Raw genomic sequence first — 19,906 nt, 5'->3', positions numbered from 1 at the left:
CGCGAGGCGTGGCCGCCTCGATGCCCGCACACCGTCAGGAGGCACCCATGAGCCAGTTGTTGTCCAGCATGGCATCTCCACTCGGTGCCTCCGTGGCGCCGCGGAACCACGCAGCCGATGAGCACGCGCCCAAGATGTCCAAACTCCTGATCGTCGACGACCACGCGCTGGTGCGCGTCGGCATCGTCACCAGCCTTGGCGCACTCGACGACGCCAAGCTCCAGCTCCTGGAAGCGAGCACGCTTCACGACGCGATCGAGCTCTACCGCAGCGAGCCCGACATCGACCTCGTGCTGCTCGACCTCAACATGCCCGACTGCAAGGGCCTGCAAGGCCTCAAGCAGTTCCTCGAGACCTTCCCGCAGGCACGCGTGGCCGTGATCAGCGGCACGCAGGACGAGTTCGTGATCGGCCAGGTGCGGGCGCTCGGCGCCGTGGGCTACGTCACCAAGGGCCAGGCCCCGCGCGCCATGTGCGACACGGTGATGGGCCTCCTGGCCACGGCGCAAGGCGGTGTCACCGCGCCCTTCCCGCGCTTCCCGAGCTCGTCGCGCTATGACCGCGTGGCCGAGCTGGGCCCGCGCCACCTCGAGATCCTCGAGCTGGTGCTGTCGGGCTGCTCCAACCAGGAGATCAGCACCGCCACCGGCCTGTCGCTCGGCACCATCAAGAACTACGTCTCCACCATCCTGCTGGCGCTCGACGTGAAATCGCGCTCGCACCTGATCAGCCTGTTCAGGTAAGCGACGAGGTGCCGTTCCAGCTTTCGCCGCTTTCGCCGACCAGCACCGCCGGCATTCCCCAAGCCGCGAGCGACGAAGGGCCTGAGCGCCGCCGCGAGCGCACCCGTGCCTCGCAGCTAATGAAGCTGCTGCGCCATGGCGACATCACCGTCGCCGTGCTGGCCGGCCTGGCCGTCGCCTGCTGGCTTTCGTTTGCCGTCTGGATGCCCCACCACCGCGGCCTGTGGCTCTGGGCGGCGCTGGTGCACGGCGTGCAGGCGCTGCATGGCTGGCTCTTCTGGTCGTTCAAGCGGGCGGGCCGCTCGGCCCTGGCCCACCCCGGCACCTGGCTGCGGCACTACGAGGTCGTGGTCTTCCTGTCGGGCCTGAGCTGGGGCGTGGCGCCGCTCATGCTGCTGCAGGACGTGCGCTGGATGCCGCTCGTTCCGCTCGTGCTGGTGCTGCTCGGGCTGGCCGCAGTCGGCTCGCACAAGGTCGCGGCCCATCGCTGGACGATCTACCTCTGGCTGGTGCCGCTCCTGATGCCCGTGACCGCCTTCATGGCCTGGCTCGGCACGCCCACCACGCTCGCCCTGGCCCCGATGACCGGCGCCTTCCTGCTGGCGTGCCTGTACGTGGCCATCGGCCGGCATCGCCTGCTGATGAAGGAGCTGCAGACCAAGCTCGACAACGATGCCCTGGTGCGGGCGCTGCGCCAGCAGGTCACGCTCGTGGAGCAGGCCAACCGCGAGAAGAGCCGCTTCCTCGCATCGGCCAGCCACGACCTGCGCCAGCCGATGCACGCGCTGGGCCTCTTCACCGCCACGCTCGAGAAGCGCCTGCAGGGCACCGCGCTGCAGCCGCTGGTCAAGAACATGATCCGCTCGATCGACGCGCTGGAGCAGAGCTTCACCTCGATGCTCGACATCTCCAAGCTCGACGCCGGCGTGATCGAGCCCAACCTGCAGCCCTTTCCCATCCGCGACCTTTTCCGCGTGCTGCACATGCACTGCGCCGGCCAGGCGGAAGAGCTGGGCCTGGGCATGCGTTTCAAGGCCGGCGGCAAGATCGTGATGAGCGATGCGCACCTGTTGGAGCGCGTGCTGTCGAACCTCATCCACAACGCCATCCGCTACACGCAGGAAGGCGGCATCGTGGTCGTGGCGCGCACCCGCGCCGAGGCCATCAGCATCGAGGTGTGGGACACCGGCATCGGCATCCCCGAAGACGAGCTGCCCAAGGTCTTCGACGAGTTCTACCAGGTCGACAACCCCGGCCGCGACCGCTCGCGCGGCCTCGGCATGGGCCTGGCGATCGTGAAGCGCCTGGTGCTGCTGATGGGGCACCAGCTGGAGGTCTCGTCCAAGCCCGGCAAGGGCACGGTGTTTCGCATCCTCATCAAGGCCACGCCCTTCGACGAGATGGACAACATCGCGGTGGCGGCCGACACGGTGCCCTCGCCCATCGACGAGAGCCGCACGCTGCTGCTCATCGACGACGAGGAAAGCATCCGCGTGGGCATGAGCGACCTGCTGCAGACCTGGGGCTACAAGGTGCTCACCGCCGCCACCATCCAGGAGGCCTGCACCGAAGTGCGCCGCCATGCCGGGGTGATCGACATCGTGATCTCCGACCTGCGCCTGGCCGACGGCGAAGACGGCATCGACGCCATCGAGCGCGTGCGCAGCGTCTACGGTGCGCCGCTGCCGGCGCTGCTCATCACCGGCGACACCTCGCCCGACGAGGTGAAACGCGTGCACAGCAGCGGCCACCAGGTGCTCTTCAAGCCGGTACGAACCAAGGAGCTGTACGCGGTGCTGCGCAGCGTGCCCTGATCCCACGCACCCCCCTAGAACGTGGACACCGCGCCTCACCTTCGTCACTTTGAGGCGTCATGACCGGTGCCTAGCATCGGCGGCAATCTTCAAGAAGGGAAAGTCCGTGAGGACCTTGCATCGCACCATCTTCCTCGCCGCCGCGCTCGCCCTGGGCGCCCTCGCGGCGCAGGCGCAAGACGGCCTCGCGCCCGCCAGCACCCTTGCCCGCGACGCACTCGCCCGCCACCGCGATGCCAACGGCATCCTGGCGCTCAGCGCCGAAGGTCGCGCCCTCTACGAGCGCGACGTGATCAAGCTCGACGGCTACAGCTACTGCGGCCGCTCGGTGGCGCTCGCCGAGCAGGGCGAGTTCCGCCAGAGCATCCGCGCCGCAGCGAAGGCGCTGCACCTGGGCACCACGCAAGACAACGAAGACCTGCGCTCGCTGGCCCAGCGCGACCTCGCCATCGCCTACAGCTACGCGGGCCTGCTCGACGAGGCCGAGAAGTTCGCCAACGGTGCGCTCGCGCTCAAGCCCAAGAACCCGCAGCAGGCCCACGCCCCCTCGCACAAGGTGCTGGGCGACGTGGCGGCGCGCCGCGGCCGATACGGCGACGCTGCCGACCACTACAGGCGCAGCCAGGCGCTCGCGAGCGAGCGGTTCCGCCCGCTGGTGCTGGTGTCGCTGGCCAACGCCTACACCGCCGCGGGCCGCCCGACCGAAGCGCTGCAGCAGCTCGACACCCTGCCCCGCCCCGAGGCCGACAAGCTCGGTGCCTTCTACCTGCGCAGCCGCGCCAACGCACTGCTCGCCGCTGGCGTGGCCGACCAGGCGCATGCGCTTTTCCAGCGCATTTCCAGCGAGGCGAGCGGCGCCGATGCGCTCTACCACCGCCTGTGGGCCAACGAAGGCCTGGGCCGGGTCGAGCTGCAGCGCGGCAACAAGCCCGCCGCGCTCAAGGCCTACCTCGACACGGTGGCCATCGCCGAGCAGTTGCGCGGCAAGTTCCAGAGCGACGAGTTCAAGACCGGCCTCTTCGGCGACGTGCAGAAGGTCTTCGACACCGCGCTCGACCTCGCCATCACCCAGCGCGAATTCGAGGCCGCGTGGGTGCTGTCGGAAGCCTCGCGTTCGCGGCAGCTGCTCGACGCCGTGCGCGACCGTGCGGCCGACACGCTGGCCGAGCAGCGCATCACGCTCCCCGAGCTGCAGAAGAGTCTGGCCGTCGGCGAAGCAGTGCTCCAGTTCCACGTGCTCGACCAGCGCAGCATCGTCTGGCTCGTCACCCGCACCGGCCTCTCGGCCGCCGTCATCGCGCAGGGCCAGGCCGGGCTCGCGCCGCAGGTCGAGAACTTCCGCAGCAGCGTGATCGAGCGCCGCCGCGACACCACCACGCTCGCGGCCAGCCTCTACAAGCTGCTGCTCGCCGACCTCGACCTCGCGCCCGCGCAACGCCTTTTCGTCGTGCCGCACGGCCCGCTGCACTACCTGCCCTTCCAGGCCCTGCACGACGGGCGCAGCTACCTCATCGAACGCAGCGCGCTGAACGTCTGGCCCTCGGCCGCCGTGGGCGCGCGGCTGCTCGCCCGCGGCAGCGTGCCGGCGCCGCAGCTGCTGGGCTTCGGCAACCCGAGCACCGACAAAAACGTGCCGCTGCCCGGCGCCGAGCGCGAGGTGCAGCAGGTGGCCAAGCTCTTCACCGGCAGCGAGATCTTCCTGAAACAAGACGCGACGAAAGACCGCTTCAAGGCCAGCGCCGGCCGCCACAACATGGTCCACATCGCGGCCCACGCCGAGCTCGACGACGTGGACCCGCTCTTCTCGCGCATCCTCTTCGCCAGCACTGCCACCGAGCCCGGCCTGCTCGAAGCGCGCGAGATCTACGGCCTCGACCTGCGCGGCGTGCGCCTCATCACCCTCTCGGCCTGCGAGAGCGGCCTCGGCCGCGTGGCGCGCGGCGACGAGATCATCGGCTTCACCCGCTCGCTGCTCTCGGCCGGCGCCAACAGCATCGTCGCCTCGCTCTGGCCGGTGGCCGACGACTCCACCGACCTGCTCATGAACCGCCTCTACCGCGAGCTCGCCGCCGGCCGGGACCTGATGGCCGGCATGCAGGCCGCCCAGCTGGAAGTGCAGAAGAACCGCCGCTACGCGCACCCCTTCTTCTGGGCCCCCTTCAACGTGATCGGCAACGGCCGTTTGCTGGTGGCCGGCGAGGCTGCGCGATGAAGCGCTTCCTCGTCTCGTCGATCGCGCTTGCGGCATGCGCTGCCGTGCACGCCCAGAGCGCCCCGCTTCGCAATGCGCCCACGCCGGCCGCACCCGCATCCGCCCCCAGCCTCGCCCCCACGACGCAAGGCCGCTTCCTGCTGAAGGAAGTGCGCTTCAGCCCCACCAAGGCCGTGCGGCCCGAGGAACTGCAAGCCGTCGTCCAACCCTTCATCGGCCGCGAGATCGACGCCACCGACCTCACCGTGATCGCCACCGCCCTGCGCCAGCTCTACGACCAGCGCGGCTTTGGCATGTCCGGCGTCGGCTACCCTGCGCAAGACCTGACGGCGGGCATCTTGCAGATCGCGATCGTCGAGCCGCAGGTGGCGCAGGTCACCATCGAATCGCCGCCCAAGCCGCCCGTGTCACGCGAGCGCGCCACCCGCGTGCTCGAAGCCGTCGGCGTGCGCACGGGCCAGCCGCTCGACCTGCAGTCGCTCGACCGCGCGATGTACACGCTCAACGACTGGCCCGGTGTGTCGGCCAAGGCCACGCTGCTGCCGACCGGCGACGAAGGGCTCTACAAGGTCAACGTGCAGACCGAGCGCCGCCGCGCGTGGGACGCGAGCGTCGACGCCGACAACCACGGCTCCTCGGCCAGTGGCCGCTACCGCGTGGGCACGCTGCTGCGCTGGAACAACCCGGCCGGCATCGGCGACAACCTCGACCTGCGCCTGATGGCCTCGGGCGGCGCCGGCACCACCGTCGGCCGCCTCGGCTACGAAGCCCCGATCGGCCCCACGCCCTGGCGCGCCGGCATCGGCTACTCGCGGGTGGGCTACGAGCTCAGCGAAGAGTTCCAGGACGCCACCGGCACCGCCAATGTGATCGATGCCTCGCTGTCCTACCCGCTGGTACGTGGGCGCGACCGCAACCTCGTGACGCGCGTGGCCGTGCAGCACAAGAAGCTCGCCGACAACATCGCCGACATCGTCTCGTCGGACAAGTCGATCACCGCGCTCGACGCCACGCTCGCCTTCGAGTCGCGCGATGCGCGCTGGGGCGGCGGCTTCACCGGCGGCAGCGTGGGCGTGATGGCTGGCCGGCTCAAGTACGACAGCCAGCCCGACCCCAATGCCCCGCAGGGCAGCTTTGCCAAGCTCAGCTTCCAGGCCTCTCGGCTGCAGGCGCTTGGCCGTGGCTTCACGCTGCTCACCGGCATGGCCGGCCAGTGGACCGACAAGGTGCTCGACAACGCCGAGCGCTTCACGCTCGGCGGCGACAAGGGCGTGCGCGCCTACCCTGTGGCCGAAGGCTCCAGTGACGTGGGCGCGATCGTCAACCTGGAGCTGCGCCGCTGGTTCAGCCCCTTGTGGAGCGCCTACACCTTCTACGACTGGGGCCACGGGCGCGACAAGTCGCAAGACACGCTCACCGGCAGCGCGAGCCGCACGCTGCGCGGCTACGGCCTGGGCGTGCAGTTCACGCACCCCGATTGGTTCACCCTCAAGGCCAGCCTCGGCATCCGCGGCAAGGAGCAGGTGCGCTCCGAGCCCGACAACCCCAAGGCACGCCTGCTGGTGCAAGTGCAACGCTCTTTCTGAGGACACGGACATGAGCCAACCCTCGTTCAAGCATTCCCCGTTGGCGCTGTGCGCGCTGCTGGCCCTGGGCGCCCTGCCCGCGCATGCGCAGGTCGCCGCCAACACGCTGCCCGTGGTGCGCCCCGGCGGCGCCGTCATCAATGCGACGGTGGCCGCGCCGGTCGGCAACACGCTCGCCATCACGCAGACGCAGAGCGCCAGCAACCGTGGCCTGGTCGAGTGGTCGAGCTTCTCCATCGGCAGCGCCGCACGCGTCACCATCATCCAGCCGAACGCGCAGAGCCTGCTCGTCAACCGCGTCACCGGCTCCGGCAGCGGGCCGACCGCGAGCGAGATCCACGGCGCCATGACGGCCAACGGCCGCGTGCTGCTGGTCAACCCGGCCGGCGTGATCTTCGGCTCGAGTGCGCAGGTCAACACCGGCTCGCTGGTCGCCAGCGCCATCGACCTCGCGCCGTCGATGACGGGCAACAACTACGCGAGCCTGATGAACGGCGACCACATCGCGCTCAGCGGCGGCGCCGGCACGATCCACATCGCCACCGCCAACGACCCGCGCGCCCCGCAGATCCAGGTGACCGAGGGCGACTCCATCATCCTCATCAGCCAGTCGCAGATCGAGCACCACGGCGTCATCTCGGCGCCACGCGGCGAGATCAACATGACCAATGCGTCCGACGCCACGCTGCGCGCCGTGGGCACGAGCGGCTTCGTGCAGCTGGCGCAGGCCACGCCGAGCGAGCCGCAGTCGAGCACCCTCACCACTGGCCTCGGCTCGCAGACGCTCGCCGCCGGCGGGCGCATCGTCATCGGCGGCCAGCTGCGCGAAGAAGGCGGCGGACGCGCCGACAACCTGAGCATCGGCGGCGTCGTGAGCACCGCGTCGTCCACCGGCAACGGCGGCAGCATCCACATCGATGCCGGCGCCGGCGGCTCGCTCGCCGTCAGCGACGCGAGCATCACCGCCGCGAGCACCACCGCCACTGGCGGCCACGTCACGCTGCTGGGCAACAACATCACGCTGCAGCGCGGGGAGCAGGCCGGCGCGCCTGAAGTGATCGTCGACGGTGCCACCGGCGGCGGTCGCATCGAGATCGGCGACACCCGCACCCGCGCCGTGCTGGTCAACGACAACGTGCTGCTCTCGGCCGACGCCACGCGCAACGGCCACGGCGGCCAGATCCGCCTGCGCGCCATGTACGAAGACCGCAATGCGAGCTCGCCCGTGCCGCGCGCCGACTTCGGCGTGACCGAGGCCTATGGCGTGCTGCGCGCACGCGGTGGCACCGAGGGCGGCAACGGCGGGCAGATCGAGACCTCGGGCATGGCCGTGACCACGGCGCTGGCCAACGCGGGCGGCGTGACCTTCAAGCAAGCCAGCATCGACGCCCGCGCCCGCGCCGCCGGCGGTACCGCCGGTGCCTGGACGCTCGACCCCTACAACGTGAGCATCTCCAACGCCCCGCCGCAAGACGTGTCGGGCGGCTTCGAGCCCACCGGCCCCGGCGCCAACGTGCAGGCGAGCGACGTGGTGGCTGCCCTCAACGCCGGCACCAGCGTCGTCATCTCGACCGAGGCCGGGGGCGCCGGCACGCAGGCCGGCAACATCACCGTCGCCCCCGGCACCAGCATCATCCGCACCGCGGGCACGGCGCCCACCACGCTCACGCTGCGGGCCAACAACAACATCCTGGTCGACGGCAGCACCATCGGCTCCACCGGCGCCGGCCCGGTCAACCTCGTGCTGCATTCCGACGTCGACGGCAACGGGAGCGGCAGCATCGCCGTCGTGAACTCCACCCTCTCCACGGCCGGCGGCAACATCACCGCGAGCGGCGGCCTCAGCCTCGCGACCGGCTATGCCCAAGGCGATGCGTCGAACGCCGGCGTGAGCATCACCGCGAGCAGCATCGACACGGTCAACGTGCAGACCGGCGGCGCTGGCGACATCACGCTGCGCGGCCGTGCCGGTGCCTCGCCCGGCGCACCGGCCGGCGTGCGCCTCGATGGCAACTTCACCTTCGGCAACCTCACGGTGGATGGCCGCGCCAGCCATGGCACCGCGGTGCTGCTCAACGGCGCCGACCTCAACGGCGGCCAGGGCGCCGGCAACATCGACATCCGCGGCATCGCCGTCCGCACCGATTCGCTCACCGCCACCCTCACCGGCATCGAAGCCGACGGCACGCGCATGGTGGTCGGCTCGGGCACCCTCACCCTCGCCGGGCGCGGCGACGATGCCAGCATCTTCCCGAGCGGCGCGGTCGGCCTGCGCATCGGCGACCTGGAGATCGCGAACGCCGGCGCCACCGCCGGCACGGTCAGGCTGGTCGGGCAGTCGACCGGCGGCTCGATCGCCCCGGGCATCCAGGTGGCCCCGTCGGCCAGCACCGGACTTGTCATCGAAGACGACGGCAGCCCCGCCAACGTCAACCTGGTGATCGGCGCCCTGTCCGACGTGCGCGCCTCGTCGCTGGAGCTCGGTGTGGCTGGCGTGCCGCCCACGATCAACGTCACCGGCACCGTCAACATCCGCCCGCTGGGCGTGAGCGGCACCACAGGCGACCTGGTCGAGCAGACCACGGTGCCCATCACCATCATCCCGCGCGGCTCCAACGCCGGTGCCGGCACCTTCACGCTCCAGTCGGAGCTGGTGGCCACGGGCGGCATCTCGGCGGGTGGCGGCATCGTGGTGGGCTCGCGCGCGCATTCGGGCGCCATCGTGGTCGACACCAACGCCTTCCCCGTGGCCACGGCGCCCGCACGGCTGACCCTGCAGAACGAAGGCACCGGCTCGAGCGGCATCACGCTGCGGGCGGGCAACACCTTCGGCAACCTCGGCCTGCTGAGCGCCGGCAACATCGGCCAGGCCACCGGCAGCATCACCACGCAGGACCTGGTGATCCGCGGCGGCGCGGCGACCACCGTGACACTCGACTCGGCCACCAACCAGATCAACGGCAACTTCGCCTTCGACCCACCCGCCGCACTGACCCTGCGCACCGCAGGCGACCTGACGGTCGACGCCGCCAGCACCGCGGCCTACGACGCCACGTCCACCACCCCGTTTGCGCCCCTGTCCATCACCGGCAGCGTCGGTGGCAACACCGCCCTGCTGCAGGCGGGCGGCGACATCCAGGTCAACCAACCGATCACGATGACCGGCACCTCCGGGCCCCGGCTCGAGCTCGCAGCACCCACCGGCACCGTCACCTTCGCCACCGGCGCGGCGTTGAGCGCCCCGGGCGGCCTCTGGCGCATCTGGGCCCCGACAGTGGTCAACGCCACCGCGGCCGGCAGCTTCAGCAACCTCTACGGCTGCGTCTTCGGCGACACCACCACCTGCAGCGTCTCCGGCATCGCCCTGCCCACCACCGGCAACAGCCTGATGCGCGCCACGCAGCCCACGGTCACCGTGGCCGCCAACCCCACCACCGGCGTGATCGGCGCCCCGCTGCCCTCGCTCGGCTACAGCGTCACCGGCCTCGTCAACGGCGACACCGCTGCCGGTGCCCTGGCCGGCACGCTCTCCGCCACCCTCAGCGGCACCAACACCTACACCATCGGCCAGGGCACGCTTGTCTCGCCGCTCGGCTACAACATTGCGTTCACCCCGTCGATCCTCACGCTGCGTCGGGCGGAGCTGACGCGCCACATGCTGATGGATGCCTTCCACGCCGAGAACAGCTCCGACGTGTATGGCCGCAACCTCGACCAGCCCTTCGTCTGCACCGCCGCCTCGGTGGCCGGTGGCGGCCTGGGCTCGGGTGCCGGTGCCGACCCGCTGGCCTCCGAGTGGGGCAAGGTGCGCAACCAGCCGCAGCTCTCGGGCTGCCTGAACGTCACCGACGGCGGCTCCTGCTCGGCGTTCTGAGCTTTTCAACCCCCGAAGAGATGACGGAGATGACTTCGGCCATGCGCGGCAGATGACTTTCGGCTGATGCCGCTCGGGGCGCTGCTTCCTACAGTCCGCCCATCGTGATCAAAACCACAACCCGCACCACATGAACGCCCTCCCCGTCGAAGACCTGCTGGCCTCGCTCGGCGACGACAAGCCCTGTGGTGCGGACCTGGAATACGACCCGGCCTTCCTGGCGCTCGAGGAAGCCGCCCGCGGCAAGCCCGAGCAGCAGTTCGGAGACACGGTGATCGCTGCCGAGAGCCCCGACTGGCGCGTCATCAGCGAGCAGGCCCTGGAGCTGGCCCGCCGCACCCGCGACATCCGCGTCGCCGTGCACCTGGCCCGCGCGAGTGCCCGCCTGAAGGGCGCAGCGGCCTACGCCAGCGGCATCAGCCTGATCGCCGGCCTGCTCGAGCGTCACTGGGACCATGTCTACCCCCAGCTCGACGCCGACGACAACAACGACCCCACCATGCGCCTGAACGCGCTGGCCCCGCTGGTCGACGCCACCGCCGGCCTGGCCGACCTGCGCGCCGCCGCCATCGGCCCGGGCCGCCCGGCCGTCACCGTGCGCGAGATCGAGCTGGCCTTCGGCAAGACCGAGCCGCTGCCCGACGAGACCGTGCCCAGCACCGACGGCATGCTGCAGGCGCTGCAGGCCGCCGAAGGCCAATCGGCCGGCACGCTTGCCGCCCTCAAGCAGCTGCACGCCGACGTCACCCGCATCGAGAAGCTCCTGATCGACAAGGTCGGCGGCGCCCAGGGCCCCGAGCTGCGCCCGCTGCGCGTGCTGGCCCAGGCCCTGTCGTCCGCGGCCGAGCAGGCCGAGGGCAGTGCCGCCTCCGAATCCACCAGTGACGACGGCCGGCCCGCCGCTTCGGCAGGCACCGCCGCCGTGCGCGGCACGCCCGGCACCCTCGTCAGCCGCGAAGACGTGCTCAAGAGCCTCGACCGCGCCTGCGAGTGGCTCGAGAAGAACGAGCCCACCAACCCGGCGCCCCTGCTCATCCGCCGCGCGCAACGCCTGATGGGCAAGAACTTCCTGGAAATCATCAGAGATCTGGCGCCTGCCGGCATGGACCAGATCGAAAACATCGCCGGCACCCACAACGAGTAAGCGTTCGAGTCATCCCGTTCGTCTCCCTGAACAACCTGTAGAGGAGTTCCACCATGGCCACCAGCAGTCAGAAATTCATCGCCCGCAACCGCGCCCCGCGCGTCCAGATCGAATACGACGTCGAGCTCTACGGCGCCGAGAAGAAGGTGCAGCTGCCCTTCGTGATGGGGGTGCTGTCTGACCTGTCTGGCAAGCCCTCCGAGCCGCTGCCGCCGGTGGCCGAGCGCAAGCTGCTCGACTTCGACGTCGACAACTTCGACAGCCGCATGAAGTCGATGAAGCCGCGCGTGGCCTTCCAGGTGCCCAACACGCTGACCGGCGAAGGCAACCTCTCGGTCGACATCACCTTCGAGAGCATGGACGACTTCTCGCCCGCCGCCGTGGCGAAGAAGGTCGACTCGCTCAACCAGCTGCTCACCGCCCGGCAGCAGCTTTCCAACCTCATCACCTACATGGACGGCAAGACCGGCGCCGAGGAGCTGCTGGCCAAGGTCATCTCCGACCCCGCGCTGCTGAACAGCCTGGCTTCTGCGAAGAAGACCACCGACGAACCCAAGGCCGAATAAGCCCGCAACGCACTGAACACGGAGAAACGAAATGGCAGAAGCACAAGGTCAATCGTCCGCACTGCAGGGCGTCGAATTCCAGGGCGGTGATTTCGCATCGCTGCTGAAGAAGGAGTTCAAGCCCAAGAGCGACGAAGCGAAGTCGGCCGTCGAGAACGCGGTGCTCACGCTCGCGCAACAGGCGCTGGCCAACACCAAGGTCATCGGCAGCGACGTGGTCGCCTCCATCGAGGCCATGATCGCCGAGCTCGACGCGAAGCTCAGCTCGCAGATCAACCAGATCCTGCACAACCCCGAGTTCCAGCAGCTCGAGAGCGCCTGGCGCGGCCTGCATCACCTGGTGAACAACACCGAGACCGACGAGATGCTGAAGATCCGCGTGATGAACATCAGCAAGAACGAGCTCGGCAAGACGCTCAAGCGCTACAAGGGAACCGCCTGGGACCAGAGCCCGATCTTCAAGAAGGTCTACGAGGAAGAGTTCGGCCAGTTCGGCGGCGAGCCCTTCGGCTGCCTGGTCGGCGACTACTACTTCGACCACAGCCCGCCCGACGTGGAGCTGCTCGGTGAAATGGCCAAGGTCTCGGCCGCGGCGCACACCCCCTTCATCGCCGCTGGCGCCCCCGGCCTCATGCAGATGGAATCGTGGCAGGAGCTCGCCAACCCGCGCGACCTGACCAAGATCTTCACCACGCCCGAATACGCCGCCTGGCGCTCGCTGCGCGAAAGCGACGACGCGCGCTACATCGGCCTCGCGATGCCGCGCTTCCTCGCGCGCATCCCGTACGGCGCCAAGACCAACCCCGTCGAAGAGTTCAACTTCGAGGAAGACACCGCCAACGCCGACCACACCAAGTACACCTGGGCCAACTCGGCGTACGCGATGGCCGTCAACATCAACCGCTCGTTCAAGATGTATGGCTGGTGCTCGCGCATCCGCGGCATCGAGTCGGGTGGTGCGGTCGAAGGCCTGCCGACGCACACCTTCCCGACCGACGACGGCGGTGTCGACATGAAGTGCCCGACCGAGATCGCCATCAGCGACCGCCGCGAAGCGGAACTCGCCAAGAACGGCTTCATGCCGCTCGTGCACCGCAAGAACAGCGACTTCGCTGCCTTCATCGGCGCCCAGTCGCTGCAGAAGCCTGCCGAGTACGACGACCCCGATGCCACGGCCAACGCCAACCTGGCGGCACGCCTGCCCTACCTCTTTGCCACCTGCCGTTTCGCGCACTACCTGAAGTGCATCGTGCGCGACAAGGTGGGCTCCTTCAAGGAGAAGGACGACATGGCCAAGTGGCTCAACAGCTGGATCATGAATTACGTCGACGGCGACCCGGCCAACTCGTCGGAGACCACCAAGTCGCAGAAGCCGCTCGCAGCGGCCGAGGTGGTGGTCGAAGAGATCCCGGGCAACCCCGGCTACTACTCGTCCAAGTTCTTCCTGCGGCCTCACTACCAGCTCGAAGGGCTGACGGTGTCGCTGCGCCTGGTTTCCAAGCTGCCCTCGCAGAAGGCGGCCTGATCCACTGACCGACAACCCAGGGCGATTGCTGCAGCGTTCGCCTTTTATTCCCCGCGTCCCCTGTTACTGCGTCCCCTGTTCTTGCGTCCCTCTACCAGCACATCGTTTCCTCAGACTGACCTGAACTCAAGGAGAAATTCTCATGGCTTCCATTGACACCCACATCAAGTTTGCCGGCGTTGACGGTGAATCCACCCACAAGGACCACAAGGGCGAGATCGAAGTCCTCTCGTGGACCTGGGGCGTGTCCAACGAAGGCGGCAGCACGGGCGGCGGCTCGGGCAAGGGCAAGGCCACGCCGGCTCCGTTCCACTTCACCCACCTCTACGACAAGGGCTCGCCGGTGCTGTCGAAGTACTGCGCCTCGGGCAAGCACTTCCCGGAAGTGACCCTCACCTCGCGCAAGGCCGGCGAAGGCCAGAAGGACTTCCTCGTGATCAAGTTCAAGGAAGTGTTCATCTCGTCGGTGCAGCCCGCCGGCAGCTCGGGCGGCGACATCGTCGAGAGCGTGTCGTTCGTCTACAAGCAGATCGACTTCGCCTACAAGCCGCAAGACGACAAGGGAGGCCTGGGTGGCGAGGTGAAGTTCGGCTGGAACAACGCCACCACCGAGATCACCTGAGTCGCCGGCCACCCGGTACGGCAACACGATGCGGAATCGTTCCGAATCGTTGCCAGGCTCGCTGCAGCTGATGGCCGCGTCCGCGCGGCCGGTCAGCGGCCGCGCGACAGCGTTCGCATCTGCGCCCGCGTGAGTTCCATCGCGCTCGCGCGATGACACACGAGGAGATTTTTCATGTTCACGCTGACTCCCCAAACGGACAACGTCCAGTTCCTGCACGCGCTGCAGCAGGGCGGGCTGACCTCCGACTGGCTGCCCTTCAAGCAGTCCGAATGGATTGCCGAGAAGCTTCACGGCGGCATTCCGACCAAGTCGCCCCACGCATCCGGCGTCTGCAACGAGATGAGCGCCTGGATGATGACCAAGTGGATGAAGGAAGGCCCGAGCTCGCGCTACATCGCGCAACTCGACCGCGACGACGCGGCGCAGGCCATCCTCGGCATGGTCGAGGCCCGCGACTCGGCACCGGCGCACGTGAAGTGCGACTACGACTACTTCGCCTACCTGATGTCGCGCGCCGGTGTCGGCACCTCGCACAACGCGATGGTGTACGACACCGCCGCCAAGGCGATCGACGCTGCCAAGAACCTCGGCAACTGCGCGATCTGCATGCACGACATCAACGGCCCCGGTGATGGCCACACCATCATCTGCAGCGGCACGCACCGCAGCGTGTTCGACCCCAACGTGGGCTTCGTGCGCGCGATCGGCCCGCACCTCGGCACCATCCTCACGACCATCGTGAACACGCGCTACCCGGAGCTGAAGAAGGGTGCCATCGGCATCGTCTCCTGCAAGTAACCCCCAGCGCCCCAGTTCCACAGGAGCAACCCATGGCGAACCCAGCAGCGTTCGGCTCCCCCTCGACGGGGTCGAGCGACATCTTCCTGAGCGTCCAGACCAAGCGCGCCGGCAAGGTCAAGGGCGAGGCCGCCAACCCCGGCCACGAGGACGAGATCGTCGTCAAGGGGTGGAACTGGGGTGTCTCGGCGACCTCGGCCCTCGGGTCGACGCAGGCCACCAGCCGCCGCGCCTACAAGGGCCTCACGATCTACAAGCAGATCGATGCCGCCACCACGGCCTTGATGGCGGCGCTGGCCACCAACGACGAGGTGAAGGAAGCCAAGCTCACGATGCGCAAGTCGGGCTCGGAGCAGATCGACTACTTCCTCATCACCCTGCAGAAGGCCCGCATCAGCGCGGTGGACCACTCCACCGACGCTGCCGGCAACACCATCGAGACGGTCACGCTGCAGTTCAACAAGGTCTCGGTCGAGTACCGGCCGCAGAAGTCGGCCGGCAGTCGCGGCGCTTCGATGACCTTCGAAGACGAGATCCTCAACAACTGAGTCCTCAACCAACACGAGACCACCCACATGGCCACCGCCCAGGAACTCGTCGCCGCGGGCGACCCCCAAGCCGCCCTGCAGGCCTTGCAGCAGCAGGTGCGCGACAAGCCGGGCGACGCCAAGCTGCGCGTCTTCCTGTTCCAGCTGCTGGCGGTGCTGGGCCAGTGGGAGCGCGCGATGGCGCAGCTCGACGTGTGCGGCCAGCTCGACGCCGGCACGCTCGCCATGGTCAACACCTACCGCGAGGCCATCAAGTGCGAAGCGGTGCGCGGCGCGGTGTTTGCCGGCAAGACCACGCCGGTGGTGTTCGGCAAGCCTTCGGAGTGGATCGCCCTGCTGATCCAGGCCCTGGCGCACGATGCGCAAGGCCAGCCCGAGCAGGCGCAGCAGCTGCGCACACAAGCCTTCGAGGCTGCGCCCACCACGGCCGGCACGATCAACGGCGAAGCCTTCGACTGGATCGCCGATGCCGACTCGCGCCTCGGCCCGGTGCTCGAGGTGGTGCTCAACGGTCGCTACACCTGGGTGCCCTTCGATGCCCTCGCGGCCCTCAACGTGGACGAGCCCGAGGACTTGCGCGACATGGTCTGGGCCCCCGCGCACCTGACGTTTGCCAACGGCGGCGAATCGGTGGCGCTGATCCCCACCTGCTACCCCGGCACGCGCGAGCAACCCGACGGCAAGTTCAAGCTGGCGCGGGCCACCGAGTGGCTGCCGGCAGGCACCGACCAGTACGCAGGCCTCGGCCAACGCATCATCTCGACCAGCAGCGCCGAGCTCGGCCTCCTGGAAGTGCGCGAGATCAAGCTCACGCCGGCCACATGAGCTTCAACACCCGCGACCGTCTGCAGCCCGTCCTGCTGGACCGGCTCACCGACACCGCGCCGCTGTCGAACGTCGAGGCCGAAGACGCCCGCGTGATGAACAAGACGCAGATCCGCGAGGCGGTGCTGCGAGACCTGTCGTGGCTGCTCAACTCGGTGCAGCCGCTCGGCCCCGAGCTCGCCCGCCTCTACCCGGCCGCCGCCGAGTCGGTGCTCAACTTCGGCCTGCCCGCAATGTCGGGCCAGCTCGCCTCCAAGGTCGACGTGAGCCTGCTCGAGCGGGCCATCAAGCAGGCCATCCTGCGCTTCGAGCCGCGGGTGATGGAAGACTCGCTGCAGGTGAAGGCGCTCGACGCATCGAGCGTGCTCGACACCCACAACGTCATCGAGTTCGAGATCCAGGGCTTCATGTGGGCGCAGCCCGTGCCGCTGGAGCTGCTGCTGCGCACGCAGGTCGACCTCGAGGCCGGCCAGGTGGAAGTGCGCGACATGGCGAGCGGCACCGTGAGCCGCCGTGCGCCGCGCTGAGCGCAGCCGACGCCGCGGGTGTGACCAAAGTAGCTGTTCAGCCCACACCCGATCGACAGAATCCACTCCACTGATCCGCACACCTCCGCGATGGACCCGAACCTCCTGCGCCACTACAACGACGAGCTGACCCACCTGCGCGAGGTGGGCGCCGAGTTTGCGCAGGAGTTCCCGAAGATCGCCGCGCGCCTGTCGCTCGACGGGCTGGAAGTCACCGATCCGTACGTCGAGCGCCTGCTCGAAGGCTTTGCCTTCCTCGCCGCACGCATCCAGCTCAAGCTCGACGCCGAGCACCCCAAGCTGATCCAGCACCTGCTGGAGACGGTGTACCCCGGCTTCCTGTCGCCGGTGCCGTCGATGGTGGTGGCGCGCATGCGGCCCGACCCGCTCGACCCGAACCTCACCAAGGGCTTCACCTTGAAGCGCGGCAGCGCGCTCACCGCCGAGATGACCCGCGGCCAGAACACGCGCTGCGAGTTCCGCACCGCGCACGACGTGACGCTGTGGCCGATCGAGATCACCTCGGTGCAGTACTTCACCCACGCGCCCGACCTGCCGCTGGCCCATCTGCCCGTGGCGCGCCAGGTCAAGGGCGGCCTGCGCATCAAGCTCAAGCTGCATGGCGGCCTGAGCTTCCGGCAGCTCAAGCTCGACCACCTGCCGCTCTTCATCTCGGCGCCCGACGAGGTGGCCTTTCGCCTGCACGAGCTGGTGCTGGGCAACACGGTCGCCACCTGGGTCGCGGGCGCCAACGACCGCAAGAGGCCGATGCAGGGCTTTGCGGATGCCGAGTCCTTGCAGCCGCTCGGCTTCAGCGACGACGAAGCCCTGCTGCCCGAGACGCTGCGCGGCTTCAGCGGCCACCGTTTGCTGCAGGAGCTGGCGGCGATGCCGCAGCGCTTCCTGTTCTTCGATGTGCAAGACCTGGCCCGCCGCCTCGACCCCGTCGAAGGCGCCGAAGCCGAGATCGTGCTCCTGTTTTCGCGTGGGGACGCCGCCCTTGAATCGCTGGTGGACGCCGGCAGCCTCGCGCTCTTTTGTACCCCCGCCGTCAACCTCTTCAGCAAACGGCTCGACCGCATCCAGATGGCAGCGTCTGGCACCGGCAGCTGGGAGCACCACGTGGTTCCCGACCGCACGCGGCCGATGGACTACGAGGTGCACACGCTTGAGTCGGTGACGGGTTATGGCACGGCCCAGGTGGCGGAGCAGAAGTTCCTGCCGCTGTACGCGAGCTACCACGACGAGTCTCGAAACCACGGCGCTTACTTCACCGTGCGGCGCGAGCCGCGGCTGCTGTCGTCCCGCCAGCGGCAGGACGGCCCGCGCTCGGCCTACGTGGGGCAGGAGGTCTTCGTCTCGCTGGTCGACCCGCAGGCCGCGCCCTACCGCGAAGACATCCGCCAGCTGTCGCTCACCGCCCTCGTGACCAACCGCGACCTGCCGACGCTCCTGCCCGGCAACGCCACCACCTGGACGCTCGACGCCGCCGGCCCCGCCGGCCGCATCGAGACCCTGCGTGGCCCCACGCGCCCGGTGCAGCGCCTGGCACGCGGCGACGTGGGCTGGTCGCTCGTGAGCCTGCTCACGCTCAACTACCTGAGCATCGCCGGCGACGACCCCAAGCGCGCCGCCGCCACGCTGCGCAACCTGCTGGCCCTGCATGGGCCCGAGCAGGACGTGGCGTGGGCCAAGCAGGTCGAAAGCCTGCAATGGGTGGAAGCGAAATCGGTGGTGCGCCGACTGCCCTTTCCCGGGCCGCTGACCTTCGGCTGCGGCGTGGAGGTGACGGCCCTCGTCGACGAACTCGGCTTCCAGGGCAGCAGCGCCTTCCTGCTCGGCCAGGTGCTGTCGCAGTTCTTCGCCCGCCATGCGTCGACCAACAGCTTCTGCGAGACGGTGTTGCGGTCCGCAACCCGCGGCGAGATCTTCCGCGCCAAACCCCGCATCGGAGAAAAGGCAGTGCTGTGATGACAACCCCTCGTCCGGTGAATACACCGGCCGATCCCCCAAGGGGATGCGGGCCGGCTTGGGAGCGGCCCGGCGCTCGGCCCGCTGAGAGATGACCGCCGACGCCCGCGAGCTTCACGAACGCCGAGCCCGTCTCTACGAGCAGCTCGCGGCGCAGCCTTGGGCGCACGACTTCTTCGCGGTGCTGCGGCAGATCGAATCGCTGTCGCCGAATGCACCCCGCCTCGGCAAGGCCTTGCGGCCCGGTGCGGAAACCATCCGCCTGGGCCAGGACCCGGAGCTCGACTTCGCGCCCGCCGCCATCATGTCGTTCAAGGCCGAGGGCACGCGCCCTCGACTCGGCGCACGCTTCTTCGGCCTCTTCGGCCCGATGGGCCCGCTGCCGCTGCACCTGACCGAATACGCCCGCGACCGGCTTCGCAACCACGCCGACCCGACCTTCGCGCGCTTCGCCGACATCTTCCATCACCGCGCGCTGCTGCTCTTCTACCGCGCCTGGGCGCAGAACCAGCCCACCGTGCAGGCCGACCGGCCGCACGACGACCAGTTCGCCAAATGGGTGAGCGCGCTGTTCGGCCAGGCAACGGCCTCGATGCGCCGGGCCGACAACGTGCCCGATGCCGCCAAGCGCCACAGCGCCGGCCACCTGGCGAGGAGCACGCGCAACCCTGAAGCCATCTCGAAGGTGCTGCGCCAGTATTTCGACGTGCCCATTCGCGTGGAGCCCTACGTCGGCCACTGGATGCCGCTGCGCACCGAAGACCGCAGCCGCCTCGGCCGCCCGGGTGCGCGCCGCAGTGCGCCGCTCGGCGTGTCGGTCGTGGCGGGCGCCAAGGTGTGGGACCGCCAGTACAAGCTGCGCCTGCACATCGGCCCGCTCACGCTCGAGCAGTACCAGCAGTTCCTGCCCGGCCAGCCCTCGCTGATCGAGCTGCGCGACTGGATGCGCCAGCTCGTGGGCTTCGAGCTGCTGTGGGACGTGCGCCTCGTGCTCAAAGGCCATGAGGTGCCCAAGGCGGAGGTCGGTGGCCCGCTCGCACGCCTCGGCCGCACCACCTGGCTCGGCCGCAAGACACCGCACCCCGACCGCGGGGAACTCCATCTGCATCCCTCGCGCCTTGCTGCGCGACCACTCTGAACGGGAGACT

The 19,906-nt window shown here is 69.0% G+C and carries 15 protein-coding genes; all 15 read left to right on the top strand.

Going from position 1 to position 19,906, the window contains the following annotated elements; translation table 11 throughout:
• Positions 1-134 precede the first annotated feature (134 nt).
• The 15 genes from JI745_RS01725 to tssG all read left to right on the top strand — a co-directional run bounded on the left by JI745_RS01725 (position 135) and on the right by tssG (position 19,896).
• Positions 135-743, top strand: a complete 609-nt coding sequence (locus JI745_RS01725) for a response regulator transcription factor (protein WP_201803265.1) — start codon at positions 135-137, stop codon at positions 741-743.
• A gap of 8 nt (positions 744-751) precedes the next feature.
• Positions 752-2,557: an ATP-binding protein gene (locus tag JI745_RS26695; RefSeq protein WP_201803264.1), complete on the top strand. Its 1,806-nt coding sequence runs from the start codon at positions 752-754 to the stop codon at positions 2,555-2,557.
• 106 nt (positions 2,558-2,663) lie between these two features.
• A complete protein-coding gene (locus tag JI745_RS01715; protein WP_201803263.1) occupies positions 2,664-4,769 on the top strand; it encodes a CHAT domain-containing protein in 2,106 nt (701 codons plus the stop codon).
• Positions 4,766-6,355 (top strand): ShlB/FhaC/HecB family hemolysin secretion/activation protein, encoded by a 1,590-nt coding sequence (locus tag JI745_RS01710; RefSeq protein WP_201803262.1) that lies wholly within the window; start codon positions 4,766-4,768, stop codon positions 6,353-6,355. The genes JI745_RS01715 and JI745_RS01710 overlap by 4 nt, the downstream gene beginning before the upstream one ends.
• Before the next feature lie 10 nt (positions 6,356-6,365).
• Entirely contained in the window at positions 6,366-10,229 is a 3,864-nt protein-coding gene (locus JI745_RS26690; RefSeq protein WP_201803261.1) for an S-layer family protein, read from the top strand.
• Positions 10,230-10,359: 130 nt separating this feature from the next.
• The gene (gene tssA, locus JI745_RS01700; protein WP_201803260.1) at positions 10,360-11,373 is read left to right on the top strand and encodes a type VI secretion system protein TssA; all 1,014 of its coding nucleotides are present in this window, start codon (positions 10,360-10,362) and stop codon (positions 11,371-11,373) included.
• A gap of 53 nt (positions 11,374-11,426) precedes the next feature.
• Positions 11,427-11,939, top strand: coding sequence for a type VI secretion system contractile sheath small subunit (gene tssB / locus JI745_RS01695; protein ID WP_201803259.1), 513 nt, complete (start codon positions 11,427-11,429; stop codon positions 11,937-11,939).
• Positions 11,940-11,970: 31 nt separating this feature from the next.
• Entirely contained in the window at positions 11,971-13,464 is a 1,494-nt protein-coding gene (gene tssC / locus JI745_RS01690) for a type VI secretion system contractile sheath large subunit (RefSeq protein WP_201803257.1), read from the top strand.
• A gap of 142 nt (positions 13,465-13,606) precedes the next feature.
• Complete coding sequence (locus tag JI745_RS01685) at positions 13,607-14,086, top strand: type VI secretion system tube protein Hcp (RefSeq protein WP_201803255.1); 480 nt, start codon at positions 13,607-13,609, stop codon at positions 14,084-14,086.
• A gap of 174 nt (positions 14,087-14,260) precedes the next feature.
• A complete protein-coding gene (locus tag JI745_RS01680) occupies positions 14,261-14,887 on the top strand; it encodes a hypothetical protein (protein WP_201803254.1) in 627 nt (208 codons plus the stop codon).
• A gap of 32 nt (positions 14,888-14,919) precedes the next feature.
• Positions 14,920-15,435, top strand: a complete 516-nt coding sequence (locus tag JI745_RS01675) for a type VI secretion system tube protein Hcp (RefSeq protein WP_201803252.1) — start codon at positions 14,920-14,922, stop codon at positions 15,433-15,435.
• Between the two features lie 27 nt (positions 15,436-15,462).
• Positions 15,463-16,260 carry a type VI secretion system accessory protein TagJ gene (locus tag JI745_RS01670; protein WP_201803250.1) on the top strand — a complete coding sequence of 266 codons (798 nt, stop codon included), beginning with the start codon at positions 15,463-15,465 and terminating at the stop codon, positions 16,258-16,260.
• Positions 16,257-16,787 carry a type VI secretion system baseplate subunit TssE gene (gene tssE, locus JI745_RS01665; protein WP_201803249.1) on the top strand — a complete coding sequence of 177 codons (531 nt, stop codon included), beginning with the start codon at positions 16,257-16,259 and terminating at the stop codon, positions 16,785-16,787. Before JI745_RS01670 ends, tssE begins: the two co-directional genes overlap by 4 nt.
• Before the next feature lie 90 nt (positions 16,788-16,877).
• A complete protein-coding gene (gene tssF / locus JI745_RS01660; protein ID WP_201803248.1) occupies positions 16,878-18,758 on the top strand; it encodes a type VI secretion system baseplate subunit TssF in 1,881 nt (626 codons plus the stop codon).
• 91 nt (positions 18,759-18,849) lie between these two features.
• Positions 18,850-19,896: a type VI secretion system baseplate subunit TssG gene (tssG, locus tag JI745_RS01655; RefSeq protein ID WP_201803247.1), complete on the top strand. Its 1,047-nt coding sequence runs from the start codon at positions 18,850-18,852 to the stop codon at positions 19,894-19,896.
• The last annotated feature ends 10 nt before the right edge of the window (positions 19,897-19,906 follow it).

Source organism: Piscinibacter sp. HJYY11 (assembly GCF_016735515.1).
In the GTDB taxonomy this organism is placed as follows: Bacteria; Pseudomonadota; Gammaproteobacteria; order Burkholderiales; family Burkholderiaceae_C; genus Rhizobacter.
This window is presented reverse-complemented; position numbering and strand designations above follow the sequence as displayed.